Consider the following 15204-nt stretch of genomic DNA (forward strand, 5'->3'; position numbering starts at 1 on the left):
CGCTTTTCCATAATGCAGGTTTCTTGTTCATCACTGCATTGGAAAAACGGAAGCAACGTAATAAAAGTTATAATTGTTTATTTCCCAGAGTGTGATTGTAAACTGACATTTTAAACAATTTTAAATAGATTTTATGTTTACAGAACTTCCCGAACGGGAAAGCCCATGTGGGAGTGTCAGCAAATAATTATGTCTATATGTCATACTAACTGCATCCTCTTACATTTTTTTAGGTACTTTCCCTTCCCTTTTTTATTTTTTTACATACATTAAGTATGAGTCAATGTATGGTAGATATTATTTGTGAATTAACTCACAAGCGGAAATGTTTCAGAGGGTGGACACAATGAATCAATTAAGAAGAATGTTTGCATTAGATGGAGAGTGGTGTATTGTTCATGTGCCAAGTCAACCAAACGGCTTTGGTATCATGCTATTTGGTGACAAAAATCATTTTGTTGACGAGCATACAAGCTTTTGGGGACAAAATGTAGGCCGCAGGCAAATTCTTAAACAACTTACAGATGCTGGGTACACAGTTTTTTACTCTAATTCATATGGAAATCATTGGGGAAGTCGTCGTGCTGTTGTCTTATCAAAGCGACTATATCATATTGTTTTGAAGCAGGAGATATTAAATGATCAAGTTCATGTAATAGCAGAAGGCATGGGGGCTCTTGTTGCATTACCTTTTATAAAAGAGATGAACGACAAAGTAAGATCTTTAGCTTTAATAAACCCATGTGTCGATATTTACGAGCATATTAATCAGGAAAAAGAGCACAAGTTTTTTTACAAAAAGTTAATAAAAGAGCTACAGTATGCTTACGAAATTACCGAAGATGATATAGACATTTTACCGTATGGTCAGCTTGAAGAATTTGCACTTATGAAAAATCCGTTGAAGCTTTGGCAAACTTCAGACAGATTCACATATGACCCAAATAGACAAAGCCGGAAGCTTGAAAGAATTCGTACAGCTTCTGAACTCCCAACAGAAATGTCGTATTTACTTTCAGAAAAAAGATTTTCAATAGCACCATCTATTCTGCAATTTTTCAGTCATAACGAAGAAATTTAGGAGCCTTTAACGGATATGAATCGTTAAAGGCTTTTTTATCATATTTTATCGTATCCAATAAAACAATCATTCTAGCTGAGAGAATTGGTTTATATCTTAAGCATGCAGCACTTCCTCGTGATTGTTCTCATAAATAAGATAACTTCTATGTATGAATTTAAATATCACGCAATTTTGTATTTCCCTTTTATCCAGCCGTTTTATTCCGAACGCTAACATAATCCGGCTCAATTACTCTCCTCACATCCCTCCATACGCCTATGTAAGCAGCCCTATTTCGCTTTCTTGTGTCAGACCATACTATTCTATAGTAATTATGCATACGATACAGTAATAGTAACAATAGAATTGTTCTGTCAAAGTAAGTGATTAATTGAGGAGGGCTATTTGTGAATTCTGCTTTAGTAGTTGGATGCTTTAATTTTGTAGGATTCCATCTCGTTGAGCATATGTTAGAAAGAGGTATTGAGGTTACTGGTGTGTTTGACAAAGTTCATTCCCCTAATGATTGGTCTGACAAGGAACTAGCAATAGGACGAAATGCAAACTTTGAAACTATAGATTTAGGAAGTCTCAACGTAACAGATTTAGCAAAATTTGATGTTGTATATTATACGTTAATTGATCCAAATCAACATGTTGATAAAACAGCATTATCACTATATCAAACTATTACAACAGAATTGTTAGCTTCCTTACTATCTTTCTGTCGTAAGTCGAATACGCCTGTTTTTTTAATTTCATCGTATGATGTGTTTAATGAAAATGATGAGGTTGTTTCGACAAAATCAATTCCTAATCCGTCAACTTTAATTGGACGACTTCATCTTCTTGAGGAAAGACTACTACTTGATCTAAAAAAAGCTTTAGGTGGTATTGCTACAATAGTAAGGGTGCCTACAGCTTTTGGGCCGTGGCAGCCGCAAACTATGGTATACCAACAAATAATTGATGGTGAAGAAATTGTAATTAAAGAAAATCGACGAGATATGATGTATGTGCGAGACCTTGCTGAAACACTGTATATGCTATATTACCAAGAAACGAATGAGGCAATCATTCATGTTATTTCTGGAAAAAAGAATCAGTGGGATAAAGGTTTTTCTTTACTATCGCGTAGCAAGCCGACACCTTATATCGGGAAGGTGTTATATGAAGATGCCTACACCGGCGTCACTGTCACTACTATGGAGCAAGGGATATCTGAACAGCTTAAGCATAGCTATGCCAAAAAATTATAGCAAGATTCGACAGATTATATTTCCGAATATGCAATTGCCTAGTATAATAGTAGTATGAAATTATATGAGCGTAGATGTGAAATAGATTCAAAGAGGAGTGCCACTAATGATTAAATCCTATGCTATAGCCGTTCTCCTAAGTTTACTCGTGTTGTCAGGTTGTATGGGAGCCGACTCAAGTATTAAGCTTGAAAAAGTTGGATTACTCGTACCGGAAACAATAAACGATCAAGTATGGGGGACTAAGGGCTATAAAGGAATGCTGAGGATACAATCAAGTTATTCTGCTGATGTTTTTTATAAGGAGGGAATGGATTCCCTTTCTGTTGTTGAACAAGCTGTTGAAGATTTTTCTCGAAAAGGAGTCACATTAATCTTTGGCCATGGATCCGAGTATGGGGATTACTTTAGCAAAATTGCTCCTGAGTACCCTACTATTCATTTTGTTTTTTTTAATGGAGATGCAATGCATGACAATATTACAAGCTTAAACTTCAAGTCAAACGCAATGGGGTTTTTCGGTGGTATGGTAGCAGGTAATATGACAAAAACAAATAACGTTGGCGTCATAGCAGCCTATGATTGGCAGCCAGAGGTTGCAGGCTTTCGTGAAGGTGCGCTTTATGAGAATCCTAATGTAAATGTTCATATTTTATACACTGACCATTGGGATAATGTTGATATAGCTATAGAACAGCTGGATGAATTGCTAAATAAAGATGTTGATGTCGTGTATCCTGCAGGTGATGGCTATAATGTACCTATTATTGAAAGGTTAAAAAAAGAAGGGTTATATGCCATCGGCTTTGTATCCGATCAATCAGATCTTGGAGAAGCAACTGTTTTAACGAGTACGGTTCAACATGTTGATAAATTGTACGAGCTTGTGGCAAGTCAATATATTGCAGGTGCCCTTGAACCTGGGAATTTATATTTCGATTTTCAAGATAGTGTTATATCACTTGGAAAGTTTAGTCCGTTAGTTTCAGAAGAATATAAGGAACAGTTGTACAACCATATTAAAGTATATAAAAAGACAGGTATGTTACCCCATGAAACCAGTGGTGAATAATTTATAAATAAAAGACGAAGAGGCTGTTTAAGTTAGCAGCCTCTTTTGTGCTACTTTTTAAAGCTTTTTAATAAATCAATCACCGGAGTAATTTCCCGCAATAAAGGCTTTAGACGTTGAACAGACCCCATAATGTCATCGAATTGTTGCATGAGCTGCATATAGTCCACATTTTGATTCGAGTTAAGTTGTTCAGGAGACCGCTGAGTTTGGGCCGAATCAGAAGGAGATGTAAAGCTTCTTCTTGGACCGTTGGCACCAAACATTAATTGAGTAAAGCGGTCAAGCTGTTGTTCTGGTAAATCCGCTTGTTGTATTTCTTTCTCCTTTTCCTCAGTCATCGGTATCCCCCCTCTCTCAATATTAACGTATGAAAATAAGTCGAATAAGATATAGACATTTAACTACATGTTGCTAAGATTTCTTTTATCATGTATTATTAGTACCAAGTACTAATAATTGATAATAAAACATATATATTGTGAGCAAAGTGAAAATTAACGAAGAATTGGGGTTGTTGTTATGAATGCTGGTATTCTTGGGATTGCTAAATATGTACCTGAAACGGTTGTAACTAATGTAGATTTAGAAAAAAGAATGGATACATCAGATGAGTGGATTCGTACAAGAACAGGTATAGAGCAAAGAAGAATAGCTGAAAAAAGCATAGATACATCTGATATGGCTTATTTTGCTGCTAAACAAGCAATTGAAAATGCGAACTTAACAGCTGAAGATATAGACATGATCTTAGTAGCAACTGTAACTCCCGACCAGCCATTTCCATCAGTTGCCTGTATGCTTCAAGATAAATTAGGGGCAAAAAAGGTGGCCGCGATGGATATAAGTGCAGCCTGTGCTGGGTTTATGTATGGTATGGTTACAGCAAAGCAATTTATTGAAACGGGTACATATAAGCACGTGTTAGTAGTTGGAGTGGAAAAGCTTTCAAAAATTACAGACTGGAACGATAGAAATACTGCTGTATTATTTGGTGATGGTGCCGGTGCGGCAGTGTTAGGACCTGTATCAGGTGATCGAGGAATACTTTCATTCGAACTTGGTAGTGATGGGTCTGGTGGGAAACATTTATATCAAACTGAAGAAGATGTTATCTTTATGAACGGTCGTGAGGTATTCAAATTTGCTGTTCGTCAAATGGGTGAATCAAGTGTTAATGTTATTGAAAAAGCAGGCTTGAAAAAGGAAGATGTTGACTTTCTAGTTCCACATCAGGCTAACATACGGATTATGGAATCAGCTCGTGAGCGTTTAAATCTTCCTATTGAAAAAATGTCTAAAACAGTTCATAAATATGGTAATACATCAGCGGCATCTATTCCAATTTCTATCGTTGAAGAATTAGAAGAAGGAAAAATAAACGACGATGACGTAATAGTTATGGTAGGCTTTGGTGGTGGTTTAACATGGGGAGCCATTGCACTTCGCTGGGGACGTTAAAAGAGGATAGATACTCACAAAGAAAAGTGTGAACATCTTCTTCATTAAAAATAGATTTGAAAAAGGAGATGCGAATAGTATATGAGTAAACATAGAGTAGTAGTAACAGGATTAGGAACTGTTTCACCGCTTGGTCTTGATACAAAGACAACATGGGATAATATTGTAAAAGGTGTAAATGGAGTCGGTCCATTAACAAGAGTGGACGCTGAACAATATCCAGTTAAAGTAGCAGCAGAGATGAAGGACTTCGACCCTGAGAAATATATGGATCGAAAAGAAGCCCGAAAGATGGATCGTTTCACACAATACGCAATGGCAGCATCTTTCATGGCGGTTGAAGATGCAAAGCTAGAGATTACAGATACAAATGCACATCGTGTTGGTGTTTGGATTGGTTCTGGTATTGGTGGGATGGAAACATTCGAAAATCAATATGATACATTTAAGGAAAAAGGCTATCGTCGTGTCAGTCCGTTCTTTGTGCCGATGATTATTCCTGATATGGCAGCTGGTCAAGTATCTATTTCTTTAGGTGCAAAAGGAATTAATTCTTGTACGGTAACGGCTTGTGCAACAGGAACTAACTCTATCGGTGATGCTTTCAAAGTAATCGAACGTGGAGACGCAGATGTTATGATTACTGGAGGAGCAGAGGCTCCCTTAACAAAAATGTCATTTGCAGGCTTTTGCGCAGCTAAGGCATTATCACTTAATAGTGATCCTTCGACAGCTAGTAGACCTTTTGATAAAAATCGAGATGGATTTGTAATGGGAGAAGGTGCAGGCATTCTTGTATTAGAAAGCTTGGAACATGCTCTTGCACGAGGGGCTAACATATATGCAGAGGTAGTAGGATATGGAGCAACAGGTGATGCCTATCATATTACAGCACCAGCACCAGGTGGAGAAGGTGGCGCACGAGCTATGCGTCAAGCCATTGAAGATGCTGGTTTAAAGCCAGATAATATTGACTATATAAATGCACATGGTACAAGCACAGAATACAATGATAAATTTGAAACTTTAGCCATTAAAGAAGTGTTTGGTGATCATGCATATAAGCTCGCTGTTAGTTCAACAAAATCAATGACAGGACACTTATTAGGAGCTGCTGGTGGGGTCGAAGCCATCTTCTCTATTTTGGCTATTTGCGATAGTATTCTTCCACCGACGATAAACTATTCTGAGCCAGACCCAGATTGTGACCTGGATTATGTACCAAACAAAGCACGAAAGCAAGAAGTGAATGTAGCTTTATCCAACTCACTAGGCTTTGGCGGTCATAATGCAACTTTGATTTTTAAAAAATATAAGTAATTTAAAGAAGGTGTCCCAAAACTTACGTTTTTGGGGCACTTTTATGTAGAACTTTAAAATAAGACTCTGTTATACTTTGGTGTTGATTTTCGCTACATTGCGCTCACTTTCCGCGGGGTGGCCGTAAGCCTCCTCGGCGCATGCGCCTGTGGGGTCTTACGCCTGCCACTACATCCCGCAGGAGTCGAGCGCATTCCGCTACAATCAACAATGTACTATTATATATTCGATAGCCCAAAATAAGCACAAACAAGAAGCGGGTCTTTCTTGATTTAATGTAGTCACCACAACAATCATTATCGAAAGGACGAACTTCTTGTGTACCAAAAGTAAAACCAAATCAACTAGTGCTAACAATGGACATCGCTATTCTCATCCCAAAAATTACTTATTTCGCGGTTGATAAAATGAGTCCATATCTCTTTATCAAACTTCATCCTGATGGATCCCGTCCACCGTATCCCCCTCGTATAATGTTAAAGTGTTTCTTTTAGCTTATGCCAACAAAATATAATCCCCCCGCAAAATCGCAGACCAATTAACACAAAATAATTACGTTAAAGTCATCCTTCTTTGTAGGATGGCTTTTTTTAAACAAATAGCTTTATAACTTTTATGCAAACTCGCGTTAATGTTCTTAAATAATGTTTCGACTTTTAAAATATTATTTTTCTGTATTAAATGTCTCAAAAATGGTAAAAAATCATAATCTGCAATATAGAACATGTGAAAGGAGATTCATATGACTGTAATTGCTACGGATCAATGGCTCGATAAGTATTATTTCAAGCCAGTAAAGATGTGTGAGAAGCTAGAAAAATATTTTGAGGATGCGAGTGCAGAGGAAATTTATGAGTACTTACAAGCTCATGGTATGTATCAACCATATAAAGAAGGGGTGAAGGTTTTAGATTATTTACAATCAAAAAAGGCTTGGACCGTCATTACAGACCATTACAATTATTTACGAAAAAAATGGAAAGGTCCTGAAATCCCCATATTTATCTTTCCATGCAATACATTAAATAAAAAAATGAGTGAGGAATTTAATGGGAAGTCGGGCTTAGCATTTCCAGACAAATTGTTTCTATTTTTTAGTGAAAAAAACATAATAGAAGAGATGAAGTCTGTTTTAACACACGAATACAGTCATGTTATAAGACTTGCTAAAGATAGATCGGATGACTTGCTTCACACAATCATCCTTGAAGGGTTAGCCGAAGCTTCTGTGTTAGAAGAACATGGCGAAAAATTCCAAGCTCCTTGGACTAAGTATTACAGTGAGGAAGAAGCACAAAGATATTGGCGTAGATTTATTCAAAAAAATGTATATTTAAATAGATTCGACAGGCAACATGATCGATTATTATATGGGAAAGGGTTACTTCCTAGAATGCTAGGTTATAATATTGGGTTTCACATGGTAAAAAGTAGTATAGAAGAAAAAAATTGTCATGTTAAAGACCTATTATCTTTGTCGAATAATGAAATTTTGAGATATTCTCGTTTTGATTTGAAATAAAATTCTGTCAATAGGCAGATTTTTTTTTGCGTATGATAGCGTGTACAAAGCTTGATATATAAATATTTTGTAAATTTTATATATTCACCATTAAATTAATTTGAACAAATTTTTAAAAAATGCTCTTGTCATTGTAACGTTTTTGTAATAATATACAAACAAGCGTTATTATTCTTAAATAATTTGAAAATTACAAAGATGTTTTTGATAATGAGTAAAATAACTAGATTTTTTTAAAAATTAAGTATAATATGTAGAGAGATAATAATGAACGATGTACGGTTATAAATTTCTAGGTATTTTTCGGAATTTTTAAACAAAGTGAACCGTGTTAATAGTAAGAAGGGAGAGCAAACAATGTCAGCACCACTATTGGAAATAAAAAACTTAAAAACCTACTTCTATCGTAAGAAAAAGGCGGTTCCTGCTGTAGACGGCGTTGATATAAAAATAAAAAAGGGTGAAACTGTTGCACTTGTAGGTGAATCAGGTTCAGGTAAAAGTATTACATCCCTTTCGGTCATGAAATTAGTGCCAAGCCCTGGTGGGAAAATAGTTGATGGTGAAATTAACTTTGACGGAAAAAATCTTGTTGACATGTCTGAAGCAGAAATGTGTAAGATTCGTGGAAATGACATTTCAATGATATTCCAAGAGCCAATGACTTCTTTAAATCCTGTTTTAACAATAGGTGAACAATTGACAGAAGTACTTATTCAGCATCAAGGTATGTCAAAGAATGAAGCAAAACAAAGTGCTATAAAGATGCTTGAAACTGTTGGGTTCTCTCGTGCTGCTGAGTTAATTAACGACTACCCGCATCGCCTTTCTGGAGGAATGAGACAGCGTGTTATGATTGCCATGGCAATGAGCTGTAATCCAAAGCTGTTAATAGCCGATGAGCCAACAACTGCATTAGACGTAACAATTCAAGCGCAAATTCTTGAACTAATGAAGGATTTAAGTAAGAAGTTTGATACCTCTATTCTACTTATTACACATGACCTTGGTGTTGTGTCTGAAATAGCAGAACGTATCGTTGTTATGTACTGTGGCCAAGTAGTTGAAGAAGGATCAGTAGATGATATTTTTGATAATCCAATGCATCCATATACTGAAGGGTTAATTGGTTCTATTCCTTCGTTAGATGGAGAGATTACTAGATTACAATCAATTGAAGGTAACGTACCTTCTCCTGATAATTTGCCAAAGGGCTGTCGTTTTGCACCACGCTGCTCTAAAGCATTCGATCGCTGCTGGCAAGAGATCCCAACGCTAAAAGAGATGCACGGCGCCCGTTCAGTCCGCTGCTTTTTACATGATGAGGAGGGGGCACGATAATGATTGCAACAGAAGAAAAGCAACAATTTACAAATAAAGAAAAGACGACACCTTTGCTAGAAGTCGTTGATATGAAAAAACACTTTCCTATCAAAGCTGGTTTGTTCCAAAAAGTTGTAGGACATGTAAAAGCTGTTGATGGAGTGAATTTCACATTAAATAGAGGAGAAACACTTGGAATAGTTGGAGAGTCTGGCTGTGGAAAATCAACAGCTGGTAGAACGATCATTCGCTTATACGATCCAACCGAAGGGAGTATCTTTTTTAAAGGGCAAGATATTTCCAAAATGAATGAATCAGAACTGCGTTCTACAGTTAGAAAAAACATTCAAATGATTTTCCAAGATCCATTCGCATCATTAAATCCTCGGAAAACATTGCGTTCTATTATTCGTGAACCATTAGATACTCACAACATTGGTTTGAAAAAAGAGCGAGATGAAAAAGTAGAACAATTACTTGAAAGAGTTGGTCTTGATAGATCATTCGTAAATAGATATCCACATGAGTTCTCAGGTGGACAACGTCAACGTATTGGGATTGCAAGAGCATTAGCTTTGAATCCTGAAATTATTATCGCTGATGAGGCAGTTTCAGCACTTGACGTTTCTATTCAAGCGCAGATTATTAACTTAATGCAAGATTTACAAAAAGAATTTGGTTTAGCCTACATGTTTATCTCTCATGACTTGAGTGTTGTTCGACACATAAGTGATAGAGTAGGAGTTATGTATTTAGGAAGAATGATGGAGCTAGCTTCAAAGCCTGAGCTTTTTGCAGAGCCTCTTCATCCGTATACACAGGCTCTACTTTCTGCCGTACCTGTTCCTCGTAAAAAAGGAGCTGTACGACGAGAAAGAATCGTGTTAACAGGTGACTTACCAAGTCCGGCTAATCCACCAAGTGGCTGTGTATTCCATACACGTTGCCCGCTTGCAACGGATATATGTAAGCAAGCTGTACCTGAATTTAGAGAAGTAAAACCAGAACATTTCGTAGCGTGTCATCTTGTTTAAGATGTAATCATAGCTTTATAAGGGCAAGTCACTCATTTTGAGTGGCCTGCCTACAAAAATAACCCTGAAGGGGGGAGATAGCGAAGACAATCATCATAATGTTTGTTTTCTATATCTAGTAGTACCAAGAATTATCTAAAAATTAAAATTTTTAAGGGGGAAATTTTCGTGAAATTAAGAAAAGCTACGTTACTTTTACTAGCAATGACGTTAGTAATGTCACTGTTCCTTGCAGCTTGTGGCGGAAACAATGCTGAAGAGCCAGCAAATGGTGACACAGGTACAACAAACGAAGACACAACAACAAATGAAACAACTGAGCCAGCAGATGAAGAGCCGGCTGGTCCAACTCAAGGTGGAGATTTAATCGTAGGATCTACTGGTGAACCTACATTATTCAACCCATACTATTCTACAGATACTTCAAGCTCTGATATTGAAGCTCTAGTATATGATGCATTAGTATCATCTGATGAGAACTTCAACCCAACAATGGCTTTAGCTGAAAGTGTAGACATGTCAGAAGACGGTTTAACTTATACAGTTAAAATTAAGCAAGGCGTTAAATTCCACGATGGTGAAGAATTAAACGCTGATGACGTTGTATTCTCTTATGGAATTCCTAAATCACCTGATTATGTTGGTGAGCGTGGATCTCAGTTCGAATTAGTTGAAGCTGTAAATAAAATTGATGACTACACAGTAGAATTCAAATTAAGTGCACCAGATATCACTTTCTTACCAATCGGCTTAAGCTACGCTATCTTACCTGAACATATCTTAAAAGATGTGCCAATCGGTGAGCTTGGTGAGCATGAATTCAACAAAAACCCAATTGGTACTGGTCCATTCAAGTTTGTTGAGTGGGTTGCTGGTCAATACGTAAAAGTTGAGCGTTTTGATGATTACTTCCAAGGCGCACCATACTTAGATACAATTACTTACAAAATTATCCCTGATGGAAATGCTTTAATTGCACAATTACAAGCTGGCGATATCGCTTTCGCACAAGTACCAAACTCTGATATTAGTACTGTTCGTGAGTGGGTAGATTCAAAAGGTCTTAAGATCGAATCTGGTTTATCACTTGCTTACACATATTTAGGATATAACCAAAGAAATGAGTTATTCCAAGATACTCGTGTACGTCAAGCTTTAACAATGGCTGTTGATCGTCAAGCAATCGTTGACAACGTATTAAACGGTGAAGGTGCAATCGCTGACGTACCTGAATCTCCAATTTCATGGGCTTACAATGATGATGTTAAAAAATGGCCATATGATCCAGAACAAGCAAAAGCATTACTTGCTGAAGCTGGCTGGGCTGACACTGATGGTGATGGAATCCTTGACAAAGATGGCAAGAAATTCTCATTCACTACAAAAACAAACCAAGGTAACAAGCTTCGTGAAGATATCGTTGTAATTTTACAACAACAATTTAAAGAAATCGGCATCGAAATGACTCCAGAAATCGTTGAGTGGAGCGCGTTCATCGAGCAAATCTCAGCACCTAACTGGAACTATGATGCGTTAGTATTAGGTTGGAGCTTATCAACATTCCCAGACCAATACGACATTTTCCACTCTGCACAACGTGAAGAAGGTCTAAACTTTGTTTGGTACTCTAACACAGAAGCTGATGCTTTAATGGAAAAAGCTCGTTCATTACTTGACACAGAAGAGTACAAAAATACTTATGGTGAAATCTACAAGATTATTGCTGAAGATCAACCATACACATTCTTGTACTATCCAAACGATCACTATGCAATGCCTGCTAACATGAAAGGTTACACTTTCAATGCTAAGAACCTGTTCTTTGATCCACACTTATGGTACCTAGAGCAGTAAAAAAAATAGCACTATAGTTGAAGTTTGAGGGGAAGGCTCGCCTTCCCCGTTTCCTCTAAACAAAATCCCTCTGACATTTCCGTCGGGATATAGTAAAAGAATCTATACCACAAAGGAGCAGTAACTATGCTAACTTATATCATTCGCAGATGTTTAATGGCCATTCCCCTTCTTTTCGGGATTACAATTATATCATTTGCTATTATGCAAGCAGCTCCCGGCGACCCTACGAGTTTGCTAATGGATCCAAATATCAGCCCTGCTGACCGTGCAAAAATGCTTGAAAAATATGGTTTGAACGACCCGGTTCATATTCAATATATTAAATGGCTAGGTAACATGGTACAAGGTGATTTTGGTGACTCACTAATTCGTAAAGGTACGTCTGTTTCTGAGCTGATTTCAGACCGCATGGGTAACACATTACTATTAATGTTAGTCTCTACTATACTAGCATTTTTAATATCTATACCGTTCGGAGTATTATCTGCAAGGAGACCATATTCGAAAATTGATTATACAGTTACAGTAGGTTCATTTTTAGGATTAGCTACACCTAACTTTTGGCTTGGGCTGATTTTAATTATGTTCTTATCAGTACAAACAGGATTGTTCCCAACTGGGGGAGTGGCAACACTTAACGCACCGTTCAGTATTTGGGACCGTCTTCATCATTTAATTTTGCCAGCACTTGTACTAGCTACAGCAGACATGGCGTCTTTAACGCGCTTTACTCGTTCTAGTATGTTTGAAGTATTAAAGCAAGATTATATGCGAACGGCACGTGCAAAAGGTTTACGTGAGAATAAGGTTGTATATAAGCATGGATTACGAAATGGATTAATTCCTGTTATTACGATCTTTGGACTATTATTACCATCATTTATTGGTGGGTCTGTAATTGTCGAAAGTGTATTCTCATGGCCAGGTCTTGGACGATTATTCATTGAGTCAGCGTTCCAAAGAGATTATCCAGTTATTATGGCTTTAACAGTTATTTCATCTGTTTTAGTTGTTGCTGGTAATATTGTCGCTGATATTTTATATGCCGTTATCGACCCAAGAATTGAGTACTAAGGGGGATACTTGACAATGTCACAAGTTAATACACCAGTTGATTCAAATGAAGTGTTACTGGCTGGTATAAAGGAAAAGCCAGATACACTATTTAAAATAATGGTGCGCAAGTTTTTCAAAAATAAACTTGCTGTTATCGGTTTAGTTATGTTAGTTACTATTATTTTGAGTGCTATATTTGCACCGATTTTAACACCATATGAGCTTGACAAAGTAGTCTTAACAAAAAAATTGCTACCACCAAGTGCTGAGCACTGGTTAGGTACAGATAAATTTGGTCGTGATGTAATGACACGTCTATTATATGGTGGCCAGATTTCATTATTAGTTGGTTTTGCATCTGTATTGGGTTCCATTACAATCGGCGCCATTTTAGGTTCGATAGCTGGATATTTTGGTGGTATTATTGATGCAATTATTATGCGTTTCGTAGATATTATGCTTTCTATTCCATCTATTTTCTTGCTTATTACTATCGTTACATTATTCCAACCAGGTGTTGATAAGCTTATCATGATTTTCGCTTTGACAAGCTGGATGGGAACGGCACGCTTAGTCCGTGGTGAGTTCTTATCACTGCGATCTCGGGAGTTTGTTCTAGCTGCTCGTACGATTGGTACTCGTAGCTCAAGAATCATCTTCTCGCATATTTTACCGAATGCAATGGGGCCAATTATCGTATCGGCAACATTACAAGTAGGGGGAATTATCTTATCTGAGGCAGCGTTAAGTTATCTTGGATTAGGTATTCAGCCACCAACACCAAGTTGGGGAAATATGCTGCAAGATGCTCAAAACTATACGATTATGTTAAAAGCACCATGGTATCCAATTGCTCCTGGTCTAATGATTTTAATCACTGTTTTAAGCTTTAACTTTGTTGGTGACGGTTTGCGTGACGCATTGGATCCGAAAGTTAACGAATAGTTATACAAAGGTTAAGAGTCAAAAGCTCTTAACCTTTTTTTGTTTTTATATCCAATGTCATACAAATTCAGAAAGAATTAATTTCTCGTATTAAATATATACGTCATATTTACAGTAGATATTTTAGTATTTAGAAATGTAATTAATTTGTAATGAAGTAACCTAGGTTGCATATATATTAATTAATAAGTTTTGGACAAGGTCGAATGCATTTATAAGGGGAGTTTGTATGATAGGAATACGACTAATACTATATGTTGTAGGGTTTTCTGTGACCGTTGTTGGTGGAGTAAGTACTATAGCATATCTAAATTTATTCCCAAGAGGATACAGCATTGCGGGGTATTTCCTTTTTCTATCTCATCGACCTGAGGCGTACTTGTTACCAATAGGACTATTGCTCATTACAATAAGTATATTTCTACCGAATCGCTAGTAATTTTACCAAACATTTCAGTTATTGGAATAAAAAATTCAACCTCTGCCTATACTGAGTTTTAACAAACAGTATGAAGTGAGGGGTACGAATGCTATTTTTGCATGATGTTTGGGTAAATTGGTTTGAAGGAGAAGAAAACGGCTATAACGTTTGTCATTTTCATGAATGGCGTAAGGAAGACGTTGTTGAATTACTAGACCAAGTCCCGTTGCTTTATGTTGATCCGTTGTTATTTCACTACATAGAAAATGACTTAATGGAATTACCGCAGTCTCTGATGAATGATGTTTATCAAAAAGCATATGTCCGGAAAAATCATGAACGTGTCCAGTTGGAGTATTGCTTTGTCGCAACGGATGGAAAGGGAATTATTGCAATAGATACGATTGGCTATAGTGTACCTATTCGAAAATCACGCTTAATTCCACGCCAAGAGCATTTAGTATTTGATATGATCGCTGAGCAAGAAATTATGAAATATGAGTTCTCAAAAACGCAGATGGAGAATAAAGAATACCATATCTTATCTCCTGAACCCGAATTAATGAATGGGCTAACACGCAAAGAAAGACAACTAAAACAGATTCTATTTATGGCGTTAGATCATTTATATAACTCAAGTAATCCTGCTGAGGTCCGTTATTGGTACACAGAGTGGAATCCCTCTCAATATAACCATATTCAGCAGCTAGCGTTCGAGGATGTATGGGATAAGCTGTACAATGAGATCAAACACGGTTGGTCTGAAAAGCATTTTCAACTGTGTGAGAACATGATTAAAGGACAACCATTTTTTGAGAAATTATGGGAAATCGAACAAGGCTCAAAAGTGTGATCGCACCTTACGCAGAGG

At 36.9% G+C, this 15204-nt stretch carries 14 protein-coding genes; 13 read left to right on the forward strand and 1 reads right to left on the reverse strand.

The window, feature by feature from the left end; translation table 11 throughout:
• Positions 1–346: 346 nt before the first annotated feature.
• The 3 genes from EJF36_RS06065 (at position 347) to EJF36_RS06075 (ending at position 3394) form a co-directional block, all read left to right on the forward strand.
• Positions 347–1081 (forward strand): hypothetical protein, encoded by a 735-nt coding sequence (locus tag EJF36_RS06065; protein WP_125905459.1) that lies wholly within the window; start codon positions 347–349, stop codon positions 1079–1081.
• Positions 1082–1470: 389 nt separating this feature from the next.
• Positions 1471–2322: an NAD-dependent epimerase/dehydratase family protein gene (locus EJF36_RS06070; protein WP_125905460.1), complete on the forward strand. Its 852-nt coding sequence runs from the start codon at positions 1471–1473 to the stop codon at positions 2320–2322.
• 106 nt (positions 2323–2428) lie between these two features.
• Positions 2429–3394 (forward strand): BMP family ABC transporter substrate-binding protein, encoded by a 966-nt coding sequence (locus EJF36_RS06075; RefSeq protein WP_125905461.1) that lies wholly within the window; start codon positions 2429–2431, stop codon positions 3392–3394.
• Positions 3395–3444: 50 nt separating this feature from the next.
• Here EJF36_RS06075 and EJF36_RS06080 read toward each other — a convergent pair whose 3' ends face one another.
• Positions 3445–3735 (reverse strand): hypothetical protein, encoded by a 291-nt coding sequence (locus tag EJF36_RS06080; RefSeq protein ID WP_125905462.1) that lies wholly within the window; start codon positions 3733–3735, stop codon positions 3445–3447.
• 181 nt (positions 3736–3916) lie between these two features.
• On the opposite strand from EJF36_RS06080, the gene EJF36_RS06085 reads away from it, so the two are divergent.
• The 10 genes from EJF36_RS06085 (at position 3917) to EJF36_RS06130 (ending at position 15186) form a co-directional block, all read left to right on the forward strand.
• Positions 3917–4855 (forward strand): beta-ketoacyl-ACP synthase III, encoded by a 939-nt coding sequence (locus EJF36_RS06085; protein WP_125905463.1) that lies wholly within the window; start codon positions 3917–3919, stop codon positions 4853–4855.
• Between the two features lie 81 nt (positions 4856–4936).
• Positions 4937–6175 carry a beta-ketoacyl-ACP synthase II gene (gene fabF / locus EJF36_RS06090; RefSeq protein ID WP_125905464.1) on the forward strand — a complete coding sequence of 413 codons (1239 nt, stop codon included), beginning with the start codon at positions 4937–4939 and terminating at the stop codon, positions 6173–6175.
• 742 nt (positions 6176–6917) lie between these two features.
• Positions 6918–7697, forward strand: a complete 780-nt coding sequence (locus EJF36_RS06095) for a DUF2268 domain-containing protein (protein WP_125905465.1) — start codon at positions 6918–6920, stop codon at positions 7695–7697.
• 357 nt (positions 7698–8054) lie between these two features.
• Positions 8055–9038: an ABC transporter ATP-binding protein gene (locus EJF36_RS06100; protein WP_125905466.1), complete on the forward strand. Its 984-nt coding sequence runs from the start codon at positions 8055–8057 to the stop codon at positions 9036–9038.
• On the forward strand, positions 9038–10054 hold the full coding sequence (locus EJF36_RS06105) for an ABC transporter ATP-binding protein (protein ID WP_125905467.1): 1017 nt from the start codon (positions 9038–9040) through the stop codon (positions 10052–10054). Before EJF36_RS06100 ends, EJF36_RS06105 begins: the two co-directional genes overlap by 1 nt.
• A 168-nt stretch (positions 10055–10222) precedes the next feature.
• The gene (locus EJF36_RS06110; protein ID WP_185806827.1) at positions 10223–11908 is read left to right on the forward strand and encodes a peptide-binding protein; all 1686 of its coding nucleotides are present in this window, start codon (positions 10223–10225) and stop codon (positions 11906–11908) included.
• A gap of 126 nt (positions 11909–12034) precedes the next feature.
• Positions 12035–12985, forward strand: coding sequence for an ABC transporter permease (locus tag EJF36_RS06115; protein ID WP_125905468.1), 951 nt, complete (start codon positions 12035–12037; stop codon positions 12983–12985).
• Positions 12986–13000: 15 nt separating this feature from the next.
• Positions 13001–13912: an oligopeptide ABC transporter permease gene (gene opp4C / locus EJF36_RS06120; RefSeq protein WP_125905469.1), complete on the forward strand. Its 912-nt coding sequence runs from the start codon at positions 13001–13003 to the stop codon at positions 13910–13912.
• A 229-nt stretch (positions 13913–14141) separates the two neighbouring features.
• Positions 14142–14348, forward strand: coding sequence for a hypothetical protein (locus EJF36_RS06125; protein ID WP_125905470.1), 207 nt, complete (start codon positions 14142–14144; stop codon positions 14346–14348).
• A 91-nt stretch (positions 14349–14439) separates the two neighbouring features.
• Entirely contained in the window at positions 14440–15186 is a 747-nt protein-coding gene (locus EJF36_RS06130) for a YjbA family protein (protein WP_125905471.1), read from the forward strand.
• Positions 15187–15204: the final 18 nt, after the last annotated feature.

It is taken from the genome of Bacillus sp. HMF5848 (genome assembly GCF_003944835.1).
Classification (GTDB): domain Bacteria; phylum Bacillota; class Bacilli; order Bacillales; family HMF5848; genus HMF5848.